This is a genomic window from Streptomyces sp. NBC_00057 (assembly GCF_045041165.1).
Lineage (GTDB): Bacteria > Actinomycetota > Actinomycetes > Streptomycetales > Streptomycetaceae > Streptomyces.
The window spans coordinates 1,776,307-1,795,015 of record NZ_CP108256.1 but is presented as its reverse complement, the minus strand read 5'-3'; the positions used below and the strand labels follow the sequence as shown (position 1 = coordinate 1,795,015).

General features: G+C 69.7%; 10 protein-coding genes and 2 pseudogenes. 7 read left to right on the top strand and 5 right to left on the bottom strand.

Annotated features, from left to right (window positions below; translation table 11 throughout):
- Window positions 1–2: 2 nt before the first annotated feature.
- The 3 genes from OG953_RS08425 to fxsT all read left to right on the top strand — a co-directional run bounded on the left by OG953_RS08425 (window position 3) and on the right by fxsT (window position 7,065).
- Entirely contained in the window at window positions 3–1,604 is a 1,602-nt protein-coding gene (locus OG953_RS08425; protein WP_405683300.1) for an effector-associated domain 2-containing protein, read from the top strand.
- Window positions 1,601–2,641 (top strand): AAA family ATPase, encoded by a 1,041-nt coding sequence (locus OG953_RS08420; protein WP_405683299.1) that lies wholly within the window; start codon window positions 1,601–1,603, stop codon window positions 2,639–2,641. Before OG953_RS08425 ends, OG953_RS08420 begins: the two co-directional genes overlap by 4 nt.
- Before the next feature lie 110 nt (window positions 2,642–2,751).
- Window positions 2,752–7,065 (top strand): FxSxx-COOH system tetratricopeptide repeat protein, encoded by a 4,314-nt coding sequence (gene fxsT / locus OG953_RS08415; RefSeq protein WP_405683298.1) that lies wholly within the window; start codon window positions 2,752–2,754, stop codon window positions 7,063–7,065.
- On the opposite strand, the gene OG953_RS08410 is transcribed toward fxsT, so the two are convergent.
- Together OG953_RS08410 and OG953_RS08405 are read right to left on the bottom strand one after the other, a co-directional pair.
- Window positions 7,062–8,951, bottom strand: a complete 1,890-nt coding sequence (locus OG953_RS08410; protein WP_405683297.1) for an HEXXH motif domain-containing protein — start codon at window positions 8,949–8,951, stop codon at window positions 7,062–7,064. The genes fxsT and OG953_RS08410 overlap by 4 nt on opposite strands.
- Before the next feature lie 366 nt (window positions 8,952–9,317).
- Complete coding sequence (locus tag OG953_RS08405) at window positions 9,318–10,589, bottom strand: effector-associated domain 2-containing protein (protein WP_405683296.1); 1,272 nt, start codon at window positions 10,587–10,589, stop codon at window positions 9,318–9,320.
- Between OG953_RS08405 and OG953_RS08400 the strand changes: the two are divergent.
- Window positions 10,510–12,082 (top strand): annotated as a pseudogene (locus OG953_RS08400) (NCS1 family nucleobase:cation symporter-1). The gene OG953_RS08405 and the pseudogene OG953_RS08400 sit on opposite strands and share 80 nt — an antisense overlap.
- Here OG953_RS08400 and OG953_RS08395 read toward each other — a convergent pair.
- From OG953_RS08395 to OG953_RS08385, 3 genes are all read right to left on the bottom strand, one after another.
- Entirely contained in the window at window positions 12,045–12,821 is a 777-nt protein-coding gene (locus tag OG953_RS08395) for a hypothetical protein (protein WP_405683295.1), read from the bottom strand. The pseudogene OG953_RS08400 and the gene OG953_RS08395 sit on opposite strands and share 38 nt — an antisense overlap.
- Before the next feature lie 32 nt (window positions 12,822–12,853).
- Complete coding sequence (locus OG953_RS08390) at window positions 12,854–13,210, bottom strand: hypothetical protein (RefSeq protein ID WP_405683294.1); 357 nt, start codon at window positions 13,208–13,210, stop codon at window positions 12,854–12,856.
- 346 nt (window positions 13,211–13,556) lie between these two features.
- Complete coding sequence (locus OG953_RS08385; RefSeq protein ID WP_405683293.1) at window positions 13,557–14,231, bottom strand: hypothetical protein; 675 nt, start codon at window positions 14,229–14,231, stop codon at window positions 13,557–13,559.
- A gap of 186 nt (window positions 14,232–14,417) precedes the next feature.
- Here OG953_RS08385 and OG953_RS08380 point away from each other — a divergent pair, with 186 nt between their 5' ends.
- The 3 genes and pseudogenes from OG953_RS08380 (at window position 14,418) to OG953_RS08370 (ending at window position 18,644) form a co-directional block, all read left to right on the top strand.
- Window positions 14,418–15,893 carry an amidase gene (locus OG953_RS08380; protein WP_405683292.1) on the top strand — a complete coding sequence of 492 codons (1,476 nt, stop codon included), beginning with the start codon at window positions 14,418–14,420 and terminating at the stop codon, window positions 15,891–15,893.
- A gap of 25 nt (window positions 15,894–15,918) precedes the next feature.
- Window positions 15,919–16,005: pseudogene (locus tag OG953_RS08375) on the top strand (DNA-binding response regulator); the annotation flags it as partial.
- A 110-nt stretch (window positions 16,006–16,115) separates the two neighbouring features.
- Complete coding sequence (locus OG953_RS08370; protein ID WP_405691728.1) at window positions 16,116–18,644, top strand: SpoIIE family protein phosphatase; 2,529 nt, start codon at window positions 16,116–16,118, stop codon at window positions 18,642–18,644.
- Window positions 18,645–18,709 lie beyond the last annotated feature (65 nt).

Sequence of the window (18,709 nt, the reverse complement as noted above, 5' to 3'; positions counted from 1 at the left end):
GCGTGGCCACGGGAGGATTCGATGCCGTACAACACCGGGTCCTGCGCGCGGTGATCAAAGCGCTGGAGGACCCGGCGGGGCGGCTCATCAACGACAGCAGCCGGGACCTGTGGCGTCAGATGATCCACCAGCACATTCCTGGCCTGACGCCTGCGAGCTTCACCGTGACGCGTCAGGAATTCGTCAGCATCGTGTACAGCTGCGCCACGTTGGACGACGGCATGGACCTCCTGGTGGAGGCCACGTGCCTGGTCACGCCCGCGCTGGAGCCGGCGCTGCTCCTCCTGCTGTCGCAGTGGAAGGCGCGCCTGGCGTTCCCAGGTCCCGACTGGGAGCCACTGCGCCGCGTGCTGGATGTTCCGGTGGCCGATTTCGACGCCCTGGTGGACCGGGCCACCGACGGTCTGGCACGCCTGCCCGAGAACTGCGCCACGCCCTGGGAGGCATTTCTCCATCTTGCCGACCACAACGGGCGCCCCGGCGAGCTGATGCCCGCCATGGCCTTCCTGGAACACCTGTCACTCTGTCCCGAAGTGGCGTCGGGAGTGGGTGAGTTACGTACGTGGAACGACCACTTCGCCGAGCTGTGGAACATGCCGGCGCCGCTGGCCGAACTGCGGGCCGGCCTCAGGGACGGCACCGACCCCCGGATCGCCGGTTCCCCTGACGTCCCGCACGCCGGTCGCGGTGGCCCGGCCAGGCCGCTGATCAGGATCTACGTCAAGGTGGAGCCGGACCGTACGCCCCACAGCGGAGCGGGCAGGCGGCGGATGGGCAGGGCACAGCGCTACTACGTCTCCGCCTGTGTCAGATATCCGGATTCGAACGCACTCCAACGAGATCCTCAAACCGAGCCGCTGGAATCAGTGACCAGATCTCAACTACCCTACGAGATGGCCAAGTTACTCACTCACATGACGCAGTTGAGTCACTCCCGCGCGGACAACGCCGCCTTGGAGATCTTTCTTCCGGCGGAGCTGCTCACCGAGCCCGTGGAGTGGTGGGATCGTGATCCCTCGCTGGGCTTTCCCAACGCTTTGCTGAGCCGATACCGGGAGATCATGCTGCACAGCCTGGAGCGCGTACAGCGTCCCACCTTCCACAACGCGTGGCGCGCCCGCTGGGCGCACTGGCGGACCGGCGACGGCCAGGGCCAGATGTACGAATGCGCTCCCGAGGGGCTGACGGACGCCGAGCACCTGGCCCTGCTGGACGCGAAGATCGGGCGGGACGACGACGTGGTCGGCATGGTGCTCAGCAGGCCGCCGCACCGCGAGAGCGAATTGGGCCTGCGCGAGCTGAGTCTCGCCCTGGACCTTGGAGTGCCCATAGTCGTCTACCACCGGGCGGATCCCGCGTCAGCGGTGTTCCGGAGCATTATTCGTGAAAGCTTGGCCAATGAGGGGCTGGCACACCTTCCCGAAAGTGCGCAACAGTGGAAGTCCGATGTTGCCGTCCGTGCCACGGTCGCAGATGAGTCAAGTGCTGTACGGGAGCGAGACGTTGACGCGATCCGTTCGATGAGCATGATCTGGGACGACCCCGAGCATCTTCTTGAGGGCGGGCAGAACGCTCCCGCCACCTTTGTAGGGGGGATCGAGTGAACGCGGCGGACAACGACGGCCGGGTCTACCGGGGCACCGGAGACCCATTACCGGACGAGGCGTACGAGAAACGCACCTGGCCCAAGGGGCCGCCCTGGCGCACCTTCCGCAGCACGGCGACCATGCCTCAGCCACCGGACGACGACGAGGCCGACCGCCGGCTCGGCCCGCCCGGGCGTCGGCGCGTCCCTCGCGCCGAGGAGCTTCGCCTGGTCAACGCCGCGCTCCTGCTCCGCAGGCCCCTGTTGGTCACCGGCCGGCCAGGAGTGGGAAAATCGGGCCTCGCCTACCGGATCGCCCGGGAGCTGCGGCTCGGACGTGTGTTGCACTGGCCCGTCACCAGCCGGACGACGCTGACCTCCGGTCTGTACGAGTACGACGCCATCGGACGCGCGCAGGCCACCCAGGACGCCGCCGAAAGCACCGGACGGCCCAGCATCGGCAACTACGTCCAGCTGGGGCCGCTGGGCACGGGAATGCTCCCCTACCGGCTGCCGCGAGTGGTCCTCATCGACGAGATCGACAAGTGCGACGCCGATTTGCCCAATGACCTTCTGACCCTGTTCGAGGACGCCTGGTTCGAAGTACCACCCCTCGTACGGGTGAAGCAGACGGAAGCAACGACCACCGTCCATACGGCTGATCCCGGCCACAGCGCGGTGGTCGAAAACGGAGTGGTCAGGGCTCACGTCTTCCCCGTCGTCGTCATGACCTCGAATGGTGAACGCGAGTTCCCCGAAGCGTTTATGCGGCGCTGTCTGCGGCTCAACATTCCTGATCCCGACGCGGAGACATTGGGAGACCTCGTCTCCGGACATTTCGGAGATCTCCTCGGCGACAGCCAGGACGCGCTGATCCGTGATTTTCTCCGACGGAGCTCCCGGATGGGCGGGCTGGCCGCCGATCAGCTGCTGAATGCCGCGCATTTGGCGACATCGGGCCTCTACCAGCGGGACGGAAGCGACGCCAACGAGTGGCAATCGGTCCTCGCCGCTATTTGGCACCCGCTGGGCGGTGAAGGGGCGGATTCGGGGTGACCGGGGAATCTTCGAGGGCCGGAGGCGCTGGTGCGCAGCACCGCCGCGACGGTCCGATGAGCCCGCCTGACGGCGGACCGCTGCCTCTCACCGGTCTGTACCCATGGGAAGTGGCCGACTCGTTATGGCTGGCGGCGAACCATCCTGGGCTGGCCACCGACGAGGACCTGGCGGACATCGGTCGTGAGGACGCCGAGCCATCGGAGCCTGCCCCCGCGCAGCAGGACGACGACCGGGTGACCGAGCCGGAGCAGCCGGATCGGGACGAGGAGCCGCAGCCGGAACAGCAGCGGCCTCCGGGGCCCGAACCGCTGCCGCCTTCCGCACGGGACGACGGACCGCCACCTGTCGTCGGGCCGGGTACGAGGGACACCCTCGCGCCGACGGCCGAATTGCCCGCGGCCTCGCAGCTGCGGACCGCCGTCGGCCCCGGCGCAGGTGACCGCCCCCCGCGCGACCGTCTGAGCCTCGGTCGTGCGCTGCGTCCGCTGCGGTCCTTCGTCGCCTCCGCCCACTCCGACGTCCTGGACGAGTCGGCGACGGCGGAACGGATCGCAGTCGCCCCGCATCTGCCACCGGTGCTCACGCCCGAGCCGGAGCGGCAACGGAGCGCGGTCCTGGTGGTCGACAGTGCCCCGCACATGACCATGTGGCGGCCGGCAGTGAAGCACTTCCGGACGACGCTGAGCCGGTACGGCGGGATGCGCGACGTGAAGATGATGACGCTCGACACCGCTGATGCCGCGCGTGCGCTGCTGCGCGGCCACGGGCAGGCGTCGCACCCGCAGCCGCCGCGCGGCCTCGTCGACCCGGCGGCGCGGCAGATCGTTTTCCTGGTGACGGACGGGGTCGCGCCCGCCTGGCGTTCCGGGGCCGCGCAGCGACTGGCCGCTCTCTGGGGGAGGTTCCAGCCCGTGGTGGTGCTCCAGCTGCTGCCACAGCGCCTGTGGCCCAGCACGGGACTCTTTCCGGTACGGGTGAGACTCCGTGCCCAAGGGCCCTGGTCGGTTAATGCGCAGGTGCACTGGGAGCCCGCCGAGCCGCTTGCCGCATCGCTCCCGCGCGATCCCTCCGATCAGGTCGTCCTCGTCCCGGTGCTGGAACTGGGCGCCGAGTGGCTCGGTCCGTGGGCCCGGTTCGTCGCGGGAACCACGCCGCGCTGGGCGGATATGGCGGCGATCCTCACCAGTACCCGGCCGCTGCCGTCTCCCGCGCCGTCACCCGTTCAGGGGCTGACCGCCGCCGAATTGGTTGCGCGGTTCCGCACCAGGGCTTCGGCGGAGGCGTTCGCGCTGGCCACGTGCCTGGCTGCGGTACAGCTGGACCTGGAAACCATGTCCGAGGTGAAGCGGCAGGTCATGCCGCGCGCCTCGCGAGCGCATCTGGCGGAGCTGCTGATCAGCCCATTGGTCGATCCGCTGCCCGGGTGTGACGGGGAATCCTACGTATTCGTTGACGGTGCCCGCGAGGAATTACTCGCTGCAGGCAGCAGAACGGCCACTGTAAGAGCACTGAAAAAGGCGGCAGAGTTTTTGGCCCCGCGCAATGAAGCGGCGCGTGAGTTCCTCGGCTACTTACATGGTTCCAAAGAGTCGCCGCACCGTGAGGAAGCGCTCACGACAGTCGAGTCGACCACGGAGAACCTTCGCTTCCGGCAGGCCGAACATGCGGCGCTGCAGGCGATTTCCGGAAACCATCTCCACCGCGCCCGGCGTCTTGGCGAGCACATCGGGGCCGGCCCGCCGACCGCTGCGAACACGCCCGGATCCGAGGCCCGGCGCAACGCTTCGTGGCCTTCTCTCGATGAGACACTCCCCGACGACACCGACAGTACGATACCCACCCCTGGAGGCCCACAAGTGAGTACGGTCCGCCCCTCGGTAGAGAGCCCGGCCCCGGCACCCCCGGCCGGAGGCGGTGCGCGACCGCCCATGCCCGCCGTCTGGGGCAACATGCCGCCGAGGAACCTCGTATTCACCGGACGCGAAGAATTGCTGATCAACCTGGAACGCGGTTTGCAGGACGGCCCGACCGCGGTGCTCCCGCATGCACTGCACGGAATGGGCGGTGTCGGGAAGTCGCAACTCGCACTCGAATACGTATACCGGCACGCTGCCGAATACGAAGTGGTCTGCTGGATCCCGGCAGAACGGCCCACACAAATTCAGCAGGCGTTTGTTGAACTGGCCCGGCGACTCCACCTTCCGGTGAGCAGTGAGGCGATTACCGCAGTGCCGGCCGTCCTGGAGGCGCTGCGCATCGGAAACCCGTACGGTAAATGGCTTCTGGTGTTCGATAATGCCGAGAGTCCGGCAGCGGTGCAGGAATACTTCCCGAGCACGCCTGCGGGCGGACCGGTAGGCTCCGTAATCGTGACATCGCGTAATCCCCAGTGGAACACCTTGGCCCACCCGTTGGAAGTCGATGTGTTCGAGCGGGAAGAAAGCATCCAGCTGCTCCGGCGGCGCAACCCCGATCTGTCCACCGAGGACGCGGACATGCTCGCCGAGGTCCTCGGCGACCTGCCGCTCGCGGTGGAGCAGGCATCGGCGTGGCGCGCCGAGACCGGCATGCCTCCGGCCGAATATCTGAGGGTGTTCGAAGAAAAGAGCGCTGAGCTGATGGCGGTGTCCCCGCCGACTCAGTACGAGAAGACCGTCGCCACCGCGTGGAACGTCTCCCTCGACCACGTCGAAGGGAAGAACGCCGGAGCCATCCAACTCCTGGAACTCTGCGCCTATTTCGCGCCGGAACCAGTCTCCAGGCAGTTCTTCACCAACGCGGTTTCTGAGCCGATCGCCCCGGAGCTGGACCGGATCTTCACCGACCCGATCCGGCTCAGCCGGGCCATCCGCGAGATCAGCCGCTACTCCCTGGCGAAGATCGACCACCGCACCAACTCGATCCAGATGCACCGGCTGGTCCAGGCGGTGCTCGAAGCGCGCATGGCGGAGGAGCAACGCCGTACATTCCGGCATGGAGCGCACCTGGTCCTCGCGGCGAACGCCCCCAGCGACCCGCGTGCCCCACAGAACTGGACGCGTTTCGGTGAGCTCTACCCGCATGTTCTCGCCTCCCAGGCGTCGCTTTCGCCCAACCGCAATGTGCGCCAGATGGTCTACAACGTCGCGGAATACCTCTTCTACTGGGGCGATCACGAGGCGGCGTTGGACTTCTCCAGCGAGACGTACGAGAACTGGTGCCGGCTCTTCGGCGAGGACGACCAGCAGACGTTGATCCTGGGTCGGCATGTGCGTTACATCATGTGGACGATGGGCCGCTATCCGCAGGCCGCGGCCCTGGGGGAGCGTATGCTCGCCACGCTGGAAGAGGCTGGCCCGGATCTCGAGGAGGAGTACCTACGCGTCAAGGGCCAGGTGTCCGGTGACCGCAGAGCGCGCGGGGACTACCGAGGCGCGCTGGAGTTCGACGAGGAGGTCTACGCGCGGGCCGTCAGGTCGTACGGCGACGAGGACCCCGAGACCCTGCTCCATGCCCACAACCTCGCGGTGACCCGGCGCGGCAACGGCCTCTTCCGCGAAGCGCGGGACCTGGACGAGGCGAGCTGGCGCACCAAGGTGCAGATGTTCGGCGCGGACGCGCCGACCACTCTCAACTCGGAGGTCTCACTCACCCTGGACAAGCAGGAACTCGGGGAGTACGCCGCGTCGGAGAAGGCCTGCGAGGACGCGGTCGACACTTTCCGCGGTACGTTCGGCGACCTCCACCCGTCCGCACTGCGGGCGGTGGCGAGGCTCGGGGTGGCGCAGCGCAAGGCGGGCCATCACGAGGCTGCGCAGGCCAGCACGGAGATGGCCCGGACCGCGCTCATCGACCGGTACGGCGAGCGCAGCCCCGACGGCCTGCAGGCTTCGCTCAACCTCTCCATCGACCTGCGGCAGAACGGGAAGCTCCCGGAGGCGCTGAAGCTGGGGGAGCGAACCCGGGCGTTGTACGCGGAGGTATTCGGCAAGGACCATCCGCACACCGCCGCGGCCGATGCCAATCTCGCCGTCACGCTGCGGCTGCTCGACCGGGTGGACGAGGCGCGGAAGCTGAACGAGTCGGCACTGACCCGTTTCCGGGCACCGCTCGGCGACGCACACCCGCACACATTGATCTGCGCGATCAACCTGGCCAACGATCTCTTCGCCCAGGGAGATGCTGCCGCGGCTCTGGAACTCGACCGGAAGACGACGGCAGCGCTGATCGAGAAGTTCGGCGAATCCCACCCCACTGTGCTTGTGCTGCGTGGCAATACCGCGTCGGACCTGAGGGCGCTGGGCCGTACCGGGGAGGCGGAGGAACTGCACCGGAGTGCTGTGGACGCGATCAACGAGCAGTTGGGACCAGATCACCGGGCCAGTGCTGACACGCTCGCCTGGCGCCGGGCCAATTGCGACGTCGACCCCATGCCGATCTAACAGATGCCGGGCGGACCGGCATCGCCCTGGCCGAGCCAACTGGCCAGGACGATCGGGTCCGGCGTCCGCTGTGACATCCGCCGGGCGGCACCGTGAACGCCCGCGACCATTTCAGGCACCGCCGTCAGGGCCTTGACGGCCTCCGGAGCACGGCTGGCGTCCGCCAGGGCCAGCCCCAGACCCGTCCATGTCCCGGGGCCGGCGGATGCGCTCTGGATGTCCTGTGAGTAGAGGCGCCGCGCAGCGGCGAACTCGGCGCAGGCCCAGAGGACATCGGCCGGCCCGGCCCCGGCGACCCCGGGCACGTGGTCACCCTGGCTGCCGCACATTTTGTCGAGTGCCGCCGGGTCGGCGAGGCCGACGCGCACCAGCATGGCGCGGGCGTCGAGGTGCCGCGCCCCGGATTCCCGGATCTCCGGGTGCGGACGCGGTGGCAGCGCGGGCGGTTGCTTCCGGCCCGCACACCAGGCGGCCGCCAGTCGCCCCACGTCGTCCGGATGAGGCCGCACATGGGCCAGCCTCCACGTCGCCCGGTGATCGGCGGCCATCCGGCGGGCCATCGTCACCTCGGGGCCTTCACCGGTTCGGTCGTGCAGCCGGACGACGGCCCCGAGCAGGTCCTGTAAGGCGTCACGTCCCAGCGCGGTCAGCGCGGGGTCGGTGGCCAGGTCCGGCAAGACGTCGGCCAGCTGGCCGAGCCACAGGGCACTTTCGAAGCGGGCGAGGCTGCTGACGTGTCCGGTGAGCTGCACGGCGCAAGCACTCCAGAACCGCGCTACCGCCGTGAAGGCGTAGGCGCCCTGCAGCATTCCCCCGAGCGGTCGGGGGTCATCGCGCCAGGGAGCGTAGTAGAGCCGCAGCGCCGCGCCCGGGGGAGCGGGCTCGTGGAGCGGGTACAGGTGCATCAGCGCGCTGAGCTTGCTGTGCTGGAGTTCGTGCACCAGCGTGGCCGCGCAGAGGGGCGCCGTATCCGGCATGGACGATGCCAGTCCGCCGACGCCGTGCCCGCTGCTGACGCTGCGTACCCGGAACCGTTCGTGGGCCGGCATCGGCTGGAGGGAGCGCAGCAACCCGGCGGCCGCGTCGGCCGTCGGCGGATCCATGGTGGTCAACAGCCCGTACGCGTCCTGCAGCAGTCGGCTCCAGGAGTCGTACGCGCTCTGCGTCAACCGCTTGGCTGCACCGTCGGGCAGCGGGGCGAGCCGGTGGTGGCCGAGGTCGTCCAGCGTGATCCGGCGGGAAGCGCCTGCGCCGAGAGCCGCCCGACGCTGGGGCAGCCAGCCACGCGCCGGGTGCTCCGGGCCGGAGGACAGGCGCAGATGGCCGTATGCGCCGATGAGGGTGAGCCGGCCGCACACCGATCGGACCTCTGCCACGGTCCAGGTGTTCCGCTGCCGGTGCACCGAGGGCAGCCGCGCCAGTCCCATCGTGGGCAGCCAGACCCTCTCCTGGAGGGCAGGGACGGGAAAACTGAAAGTGAGGCCCGCCCGTGCCGCGGCCACGGCGGCCAGGGTGTGCAGATGTCCTGCCTCTGCCCACAAAGGGGTCTCGGCACGGCGGGCGGAGCGCAGCCGGGTCAACAGCCGGGTCAGCCACAGCCCGGTTTCCGGAAGGAGGAGCAATTCCTCTACCGCTGCCGGATTTTGGCGCTGTGCCGCGGCGAGCAGGTCCCAGGCCCGCTGGGCGGCAGGGAGCCGGCCGGTCACCCCGGCCAGAGGGCTGAGAGCATCCATCAGCAGATCGAACAACAGCAGGCGGTGGCTGTACTCGGCTCGCGACAGCGCAGCGAGCGTGGCGGGACTGCCGTCGCCGCGCGCGAGTTCACGGAATTGCTGGGGTGTCAGTGAATGCCGCGACTCCGCTTCGTGCAGTGAGTCAGGGCGCATACGCTCCCTCTGCCTTGGCACCGGATCGGGACGGACCGGGGGGATGTCAGGCGGTCCAGCTGTTCTCCCCGCCGGGGGACAGGCTTCTGGCCGACCGCCCGACTTCCTCCAGCAGCCGCTTCTTGGCGGCCGCTCTGTCGTCGTTCGATCGAGCGCGCAACGCCTCCAGGGACGTGCCAGTGAGATCAGGCAGATCCGATATGGCGGCGCTTTTCGGCTTTACCACTGCCGTGAGACCTCCCCCGAGTCAGTGCGATGCGATGTTCGACCCGCACTTACATGATGTCCTATGCATGCGCTGCTGGAAACATGCTCAACCGGTCAGCCTGCGCCATCACAGGCTTGAAGTGGCTGAATCACGAAGCGTCAATTCGCGTCGAGATGAGGTGGAGTAAACCACTCCGGATAACTCCGGAAGACCTCCAGGAGGTCGTCGAGCGCAGTCGTACCAGGATCAACCAGGGACACCGCCGACCACAAGTGCGTCAATCCGTCACCAAATGTCAGACAGGTTTCGAGGAGATCCAAGATCTCCAGGAGCATTACCCCTGATCTGGCGACACTTCCCGCTATCTCATCAGGAAGCAAGCCAATGACCTGGCTACGCGACTCCGGCTGCCGCATCACCCCCACCGCGGCCAGAGCGTCGCGCATACGACGTTTGTCGGACAGATCGAGTCTCCGCCCCGGAATCTTCCGCCTCACGGCGGTTCGCCCGGCCTCCCCGTCCCCTTCGAACCAGAGAGAGGTGGTAGTCCCGAACCGGCTGCGCAGCGCTTCGGCCAGTGGCCGGGGAGACCGCCGCCAGTCGGGGTGCTCGCGCAGCATCCGCAGAGCCTCGGCACTGAACACACCCGAGCGCATTCCATTGCGCGTCGCCTCACCGGGACCACAGGCGAACAGCACGTACTGATCGGCCTGCTGACGTGGAGTCGAACGCGGTATGGGGTCGGGCCGCAGGGCCCCAGCCGTCGTCGCCGGGTCAGCGTACGTCTGGCAGGCGTCGAACAGCCAGAGCTGACGCGGATGTCCCGGTGCGCCGTCCGACCGGTACATAGCAAGCACCGCTTCGACGTCCAGACCACGCAGATCCCGGTGGACCGCATCCGCAAAAAGCAGTCGGCGGCTGCGATCGGCGTCGATGAGGCCATGCCCGGACCAGGCGACGAACAGCCAGTCAGTCCGCTCGTCCGCCAGCTCCCGGGTCAGCACCTGGTGCACGGTGTTCCGGTCGGCCGGGCGGTACGGCAGACCGAAGCCGTCGGCGAGTTCGCGGTTGCGCTCGAGTGGAGAGAGCAACAGGGTCAGCGACTCGTCCCTCACTCCGAGCTCCCGCAGCCAGCGCGCGTACCCCAGCGCGTCGTGCACCGGCCCGTCGAGGTTCCAGACCGACCCCGCCTCGTAAGACTCCACCCCGACCACGAGCGCCCGCATCCACATCTCCCGTCGCCTTACCCACAGCCATTGTGGGCCAACAGCAGGCCCCGGGGCGGCAGTCGGGACTCGGTCCGCGCAGTATGCGTCCCGCGCCGGGAGCTCGCCCGCCGTGAGGAAGGTGGTGACCCGGTGGCCGCCGCAGGCGTTGCCGTCGCCGAGGTCGTCATCCAGCCGAGGCCGCTCGATCGACGTCCGGGGCACGGCGGCTCCACGAAGTCCCACTCGGCATCGGTCAGTTCATGGAGGCGTATCACCCGACCGTGATCCACCAGCCGAGATCACATTGACGACAGACTCCAGCGGTGGTCGGGTGGCGGACTCAGTCCTGTGGGTCGGCATGGCCCACAACATCCCGTCCTGGTTGCTCGCCTCCGGCCTGGTGGCCCTCGGCATGGACCGGAAGCAGGCCGTCCTCACCATCGCGCTCGCCAACCTGATCGTGCTCGGCCCGATGCTGCTGACCGGGCACGCCGGACCCAAGTACGGCATCCCCTTCCCCGTTCTGGCCCGCGCCTCCTTCGGTCTGCGCGGGTGCCAACCTGCCCGCGGTGGCCTGTGCCTGGTTCGGCATCCAGACCTGGATCGGTGGCGTCGGCATCTTCACCCTGCTCGGGAAGATCTTCGGCGGCTGGGCGAAGGCGTCCGAGATCGGCGGGCAGCCGTGGACGCTCTGGCTCTGCTTCATCCTCTTCTGGGCGCTCGAACTCGCCATCATCTACCGGGGGATGGACACTCTGCGACGGTTCGAGAACTGGGCCGCCCCGTTCGTCATCGTCGGCGCCGTGGTGCTTCTGGTCTGGGTCGCCGTCAAGGCCGGTGGCTTCGGCCCGCTGCTCGACCAGCCCTCCAGGCTCGGCTGGGGCAAGGTGTTCTGGCCGGTCTTCTTCCCGTCCCTGATGGGAATGATCGCCTTCTGGGCCACGCTCTCCCTGGACATCCCCGACTTCACCCGCTTCGGGGCCGGCCAACGCGCCCAGATCTGGGGCCAGTCGCTCGGCCTGCCGACCACGATGACGCTCTTCGCCCTGCTCTCGGTCCTGGTCACCTCCGGCTCACAGGCCGTGTACGGGGAGGCGATCTGGGATCCGGTCCAGCTCGTCGCCAGGACCGACAACGTCTTCGGTCTGCTGTACGCCCTGGTCACGGTGCTCGTCGCGACGGTCTCCGTGAACATCGCGGCGAACGTCGTGTCACCCGCATACGACCTGGCGAACCTCGCACCCAAACTCATCAACTTCCGTACGGGCGCCCTGATCACGGGTGTCGTCGGCGTTCTCATCATGCCGTGGAAACTCACCGAGACTCCCGAGCTGTACATCTTCACCTGGCTCGGTCTGGTCGGCGGACTGCTCGGTACGGTCGCGGGCATTCTGATCGCCGACTACTGGATCGTCCGCCGCACCGTGCTCGACCTCGCGTACCTGTACCGTCCCGGCGGCCGCTACTGGTACGCGAACGGCTGGAACTGGCGGGCGGTCGTCGCGTTCGCCGTCGGCGGCATCCTGGCAATCGGCGGCTCCCACTCCGCCCTCGGCACGGGCCCGTTCCCGGCCCACGGCCTGATCCCGTTCCTCAAGCCGCTCGCGGACTACGGCTGGGCGGTCGGGCTGGCCTCGTCGCTGGTGCTGTACGTGGTGCTCAGCGGTCGGTCCGGGGTCACAGCGGCGACGTCGGGCGGCTCAGCAGCGCGCTGATGTCGTACGTCTGATCCGGTGGTGGTGTGGCCGTGGGAACCGGCTTGTCGAAAGCCGAGAAGCCCATGACCGCGCTCGCCCCACCGTCCTGCACCGTGATCCTCAGCGGGTACGGCTTGCCCGTGACCGCGACGTACGTCGTCAGCGTCCTACCGTCCCTGAGCCTGGTCAGCGGTACCACCGAAGCCCCGCCGAGCGTGGTCTTCCTGCCCTTGTTCAGCGTCCCGCGGTCGTTGTTCGCGTGGTCGCTGACCAGCTTCTGGAAGGAGTCCAGATCGCAGCCGTTCACCAGGTCGCGCAGTCTCGGGTCGTCGGCCGAGCCCTTCATGTACCGCCCGTTGAGGATTGCGGCGAAGGCCGAGCCGGCGCCGGGAACCTGGCTCTTCCAGAAGGTCGCATCCGGCTTGACCCAGACGTCGTCGCCGCGCTTCACGATCCGGGCCGACCCCTGATCGTTGCCGAGGTTCACCGAACCGTTGCAGTTGCCGTCCCGGTCCAGGGTGAGATCCAGGGCCGGCGCCGGGCTGCCGCTGTCGTAGTGGCCGCGCGCGCTGAGGTGCAGGGAATGGACGCTCAGCAGCGCGTCACGTGACCGGTCGGCGATCTGCTGGGCGGGGAGCGTGTCGATGTCGTTGTCCGCCCGTGCCACACCACCGCCGATGACACTGCCGCTGGTGAATCCCAGTACGAGGACCGCCGCCCAGGCGGCCCGGCGTGTGTCGATGAGTTGGCCGGTCACGGCGCCTCCCTCGAAGGGCCCGTCGGGCCTGTTCAGGTGTGCGATCCGGTCCTCTTGAGCGTACGTCGGAGCGGGGCGGGTCGCGCGACGGAGGGAGCCGCCGGACCGGCCACCGGCCCCGGTGGCCGGTCCTGTTCCCATCGAGGCCGGGCGCTCCGCGCCGGCAGTCGTGGAACCGCACTTGCCACCCGCTCCCGCAGCCGGCCCGGATCGCTGTCCACCCACGGATGGACGGCGTGGGACGCGGCCCAGTCCATCGGCCGGTCCAGCACCGTTCCAGGCGTGATCCCCTCCGCGTGCGAGCCGAGCACGGTGCGCGACAGGCGGGGCGACAGCCGGGTCGACGGGTGCTCCGCGAGCAGCACCGCGTGCCGCCGGTGGCATGGCACTCGCCGTCCGTCCACAGCTCGGGGGCCGCCGCGCCGTGCGCGGTCTCTGGCCACTGCCGGACGACATCGGTCCCGGCTATGTACGGGCAGGGATTGAGGCGGTCGGTGAATCTGTCCGCCGACGGCTCCAGGACGATCCGGTCCAGATCGCCCGGCTCCCGGGCGGCAGCGCCCACCCAGGCCTGGAGCGGGAGGCTGCCCCCGCAGGATCAGGCGGTCGCACCAGGGCGACTCGGCGATCACGCGCAGCAGATGGTCCTGGACGCTGCGCCGGGCGGCCCGCCGGCGCGGTGCCAGGGACGGGTCGTCGAACACCGGCTCCCCGGGAAACGGCCGGTCCTCATGCTCATACGGGCGCCCCGGTCCGCTCGTCGATCCAGCCGGCGTCCACCACCGGATGATCGTCGTGCACCACGAACTCCTCCTCGGCCTCCAGTACTTCGAGCCCGGCGGCGCCCAGCGCGCCGAGGAGCGCGTCGAGCCGGGCGCGGGCCCGAGGCCGGCCGACCGCGCGGCAGCGCTGGGTGACGAACCGCTCGTGACGTCCCTCCCGGACAGCGCGGCGGGCATTGCGTGAGAGGTGAGCGCTGTGCCGCTCGGCCACGGCTCGTGCGACGGCGAGCTCCGGCTCACCGGAGAGCAGCAGCTTGATGTGGTGCTCGAAATGGCAGAGGGGGGACAGCGCGGCCGCCTCGTCGGCCGTCCGCGGTATGTCCTCGTTCCACGGAGCGGCCTCGATCTTCACCCGTACGACGGGGAAACCCGCCGCGCGCCGCTCGGCCGACCGGAGCCGGGCCGCGGACCGCCGCCCCGTGAGCGAACCACGGCCCTGTTCGGTCAGCATGGGCTGGTCCGGCACGGCGCCGCGGTCCAGGACGATGCGGGTGAGCTTCAGGCCGTTGCGCTCCGCCCAGCGCTCCGGACGGGCACTCTCGTCCGCCTCGCCGCCGCCCGTACCGGGGCGTGGATCGAACCGCACCGCCAGATGCGTCTCGAACTCTCCCTCGAACCCCGCTTTCACACGCCCCCCAGCAGTACATTTGCTGTCCACTTCCGTCAGTGCACGTAGCAAGCGGCACTGACAGCCTCCGGCCGCTCTCCGCCGAACGGTTGAGCGGACCGCCCACTACTCGTTACCCTCCGGTAAGTTCGTTGGGGCGTACAGGTGCGGGCGCGCACCTGCCGATACGAGGAAGGCAGGCAGCCCATGTCCTCAACGGAAGCCGTCGAAACCACCGAACCGGCCGGCCCGACCGGACTGGCCGACAGCGCACTGGAGCTGGCCGAAGGCCGTACCACCTCGACCGAGCAGGTGTCCGCCGCCCTGAGCCGTATCGAAGCGAGCCAGGGCACCCTCAACGCGTTCAGGCACCTGCGGGCCGAGGCCGCACTCGCCGAGGCCGCCGAGGCCGACCGCCGGCTCGCCGCGGGGGAGCGGCTGCCCCTGCTCGGGGTCCCGGTCGCCGTCAAGGACGACACCGATGTCGTCGGGATGCCGACCTACTTCGGCTGCGACGGCGATCTGCCCGCCGCCACCGTCGACAGCGAGGCCGTACGCAGGCTGCGGGCGGCCGGGGCCGTGATCGTCGGGAAGACCAATTCCTGCGAGCTGGGCCAGTGGCCGTTCACCGAGGGCCCGGCCTTCGGCGCCACCCGTAACCCCTGGAACACCGGACACACCCCCGGCGGCTCGTCCGGTGGTTCGGCGGCGGCCGTCGCCGCCGGGCTCGTACCCGCCGCGCTCGGCTCGGACGGCGCGGGGTCCGTCCGTATCCCCGCAGCCTGGACCCATCTCGTCGGCATCAAACCGCAGCGCGGCCGGATCTCCGTCCACCCACACAGCGACGCCTTTCAGGGCCTGACCGTCAACGGCCCCCTGGCCAGGACCGTCGCCGACGCCGCCCTGCTGCTCGACGCGGTCGCCGGACCCCACCCCGACGACCCGCACCGCCCGCCCCCCGTCGAGGCATCGGCCGCCGCCTGCCGCGACCCGGGCAGACTGCGCATCGCCGTCGCCTGGCGCCCCCCGCTCACCCTCACCGGCTCCACACCCCACCCCGATGTGCGGCGGGCCGTCGCAGCACTGGCCGAGGCCCTCGCCCGCCTCGGCCACGACGTCGAGGAGGCCAGGCCCCGCTACGGACTGATCGGCCTCGGCTTCGTCCCCCGCGCCACCGCCGGGATCGCCGAACTCGCCGCCCGCCACCCCGACCCCGCCCTCCTCGACCCGCGCACCCGCAGTGCCCTGCGCACCGGAACCCGGCTGGGAGGCCGGGTGGTGCGCGCGGCCAGGGAGCGGGAGGTGCGTCAGCACCGCAGGATCGGCGCGTTCTTCCACACGTCCCGGGCCGGCACCGGGTACGACGTACTGCTCACCCCGACGACGGCCCTGCCACCGCCCCCGATCGGCAGGTTCGACGGGCTGAGCGCCTGGCGCACCGATGTGACGATGGCCGAGGCCTGCCCGTACGCCTGGCCCTGGAACGTACTGGGCTGGCCCGGCATCAACGTACCGGCCGGGTTCACCTCCGACGGGCTGCCCGTCGGCGCCCAGCTGCTGGGCCCCTCCCGCAGCGAGGAACGGCTGATCTCCCTCGCCGCCCAGCTGGAGGCCGACCGCCGCTGGTACGAGCACCGGCCCCCCGCCCCTTCCACCTCGGCCAGACCGGGCGGTGGGCGCTGACCACCCACGCCCCGCCCGCATCAGCACACCCTCCGGGGCCCGCGACCGGGCGCAGCTCGTCGTCTTCGCCTACGAATCGGGCCTCGTCGCACCCCGGAAACCCCGCCCCTGAAGGCGCGGCGACGGTAACCCCGCCCGCCCGGTCCACGCCGGCGGACGTTCGCACCGGAGCGCCGTAGGCGGGATCATGGACTGGAACGGAGTGGATGGGTGGTGACCAGTATGGCGTCGCAAGGCCCGCCGTCGGCGCCCGGAGCCGAACCGTCGCAGCCCAGGACCCCTCAGCACTCCATCGACACGGCGAACGACGCGACCGCGGTGGTCGCCGCTACCGGAACGGTCATCGGCTGGACGCACAGCGCACAGGACCTGCTGGGGTACCGTGCCGCCGAGGTGGTCGGGCGGTCCGCCGGCTTTCTCCTCGCGATGCCCGAGGACCCGGTGAGGGTGGCGAGGATCGCCGAGCGGTGCCGTGCGGGTGTGGGGTGGAGCGGTGTCGCCGACGTGCGGCAGCGCGACGGCCGGCGGATCGAAGTGGATCTGCGGATCTCGGCCTCGTTCCACCTGGACGGCCGGGAGTGCTTCCTGGTCTCCGCACGCGAACGGCGACCGGCGTGGACGCTCGGGCAGTCGGTGCTCGACGCCTTCCTGACCAGCTCGCCGATCGGTATGGCGGTGATGAGCCCGCAACTGCGCTACGTCTGGATGAACGAAACCCTGGAACGCATCGGCGGCGTCCCGCGTGAGCAGCGCGTGGGCCGCCGGATGAGCGAAGTGCTCCCGGGACTGGAGACCGACGCCATAGAACCCCTGATGCGCCGTGTGCTGGACACCGGGGTCCCCGTCATCGACTTCGAGTACCGGGGCTGGAGCTGGGCCGATCCGCACCGTGAGCGCGCCTACTCCACGTCGTTCTTCCCCCTGACCGACGGCGACGGCACCGTCACCGGCATCTGCTACATGGTCCTGGACGTCACCGACCGGTGGAAGGCCCAGCAGCGCCTGGCCCTGGTCAACGACGCCGGAGCCAGCATCGGCTCCACCCTGGACGTGATGCGCACGGCTCAGGAGCTGGCCGACTTCGCGGTGCCGCGGTTCGCCGACTTCGTCACCGTCGACCTGCTGGAGCCGGTCGCCAGCCCCGAGGAGCCCGGCCCATGGCTCTCGGACACAGCGCATTTCGATGCGGGGCCTTCCGGTACGGGAGCTGTCCGCCCCGGTGCCGGTAGCGCGTCGTCCCGGCCGAGGATGCGCCGCGCAGGGATGAGCTCGGTGCGGGAGGGCTGCCCCGAGGCGGTCCACCGGGTCGGGGACCGGGTGGATTCCTTGCCCCCGCCCCACGACGCCCGGTTCCTCAGGGACGGCGAACCCATTCTGATCCCGGCCCTCGACGCCGTCAGGCATCTGTGGGCGGTCGAACAGCCCGCGAGGGAAGCGACCAGCCGCGAGTTCGGTCTCCACTCCCTCATCGCAGTTCCCATGCGGGCCCGGGACACGGTGCTCGGCCTGACCACCTTCGTGCGATCGGTGAATCAGGTCCCTTTTGAGCCGGACGACGTGCTGCCGGCCCGCGAACTGGTGGCACGGGCGGCGGTGTGCGTGGACAACGCCCGCCGCTACACCCGCGAGCACGCCGCTGCGCTCACGCTGCAGCGCAGCCTGCTCCCGCACATGCTGCCCGGAGGGATGGCCCTGGACGTGGCCTCCTCGTACCTCCCGGCGGACGCCAAGGACGGTGTCGGGGGCGACTGGTTCGATGTGATCCCGCTGTCCAGCGCCCGGGTCGCCCTGGTCGTCGGCGATGTCGTCGGACACGGCATCAGCGCCGCAGCGACCATGGGCCGGCTCCGCACCGCGGTGCACACCCTCGCCGACATGGACCTTCCCCCCGACGAGCTGCTGGCCCACCTCGACGACCTCGTGATCCGCCTGAGCGATGCGGAACCCGAGGGTGAGTCAAGCGGCACGACCGTGCTGGGCGCCACCTGCCTGTACGCCGTCTACGACCCGGTCACCCAGCTCTGCACGATGGCGCGCGCCGGCCACCCGCCCCCCGTCGTCATCTCCCCGGACGGGCGCGTCAACTTCCCCGAACTGCCCGCAGGCCCCCCGCTGGGCCTGGGCGGGCTGCCCTTCGAGACAGCGGAGATCGAGCTGCCGGAAGGCAGCCTGATCGCCCTCTACACCAACGGTCTCATCGAAGGCAGGGACCGGGACGCCGAACTCGGGATGTCCCGCCTCGGCGGTGCCCTGGCCCAGCGCGGACTTCCGCTCGACACACTGTGCGCGACGGTCGTGGAGCAACTGCTTCCCGTGCCGCAGCCCGACGACGTCGCCCTGCTGCTCGCCCGCACCCACGAACTGAGCGCCGACCACGTCGTCTCATGGGACGTACCCGCCGACCCGGCAGCCGTCGCGGGCGTCCGGGCCCGGACGGCCCGACTGCTGAGGACCTGGGGCCTGGAAGAGCTGCAGATGACGACCGAGCTGATCGTCAGCGAGCTGGTCACCAACGCGCTGCGCCACGCCACCGGCCCGATCCGGCTGCGGCTGCTGCGCCAGTCCGTCCTGATCTGCGAGGTCTCCGACGCCAGCAGCACCTCACCCCGGCTGCGCCACGCCAGGACCACGGACGAGGGCGGTCGCGGCCTCTTCCTCGTAGCCCAGCTCACCCGCCGCTGGGGTACCCGCTACACGCCCGAAGGCAAGATCATCTGGACCGAGCAGGAACTGCCGACGACGGGAACGTGAGGACGTTCCCCGGGGAAGCCGTTTACGGCACCGGCTCTGCAGCACACGGATGCCCCTCGACAGTC

Bases quoted from the DNA above. Each gene is read 5' to 3' on its own strand.
- OG953_RS08410 (WP_405683297.1), bottom strand. From the start codon at position 8,951: ATGCGCCCTGACTCACTGCACGAAGCGGAGTCGCGGCATTCACTGACA.
- OG953_RS08380 (WP_405683292.1), top strand. From the start codon at position 14,418: ATGTCCTCAACGGAAGCCGTCGAAACCACCGAACCGGCCGGCCCGACC.
- OG953_RS08370 (WP_405691728.1), top strand. From the start codon at position 16,116: ATGGCGTCGCAAGGCCCGCCGTCGGCGCCCGGAGCCGAACCGTCGCAG.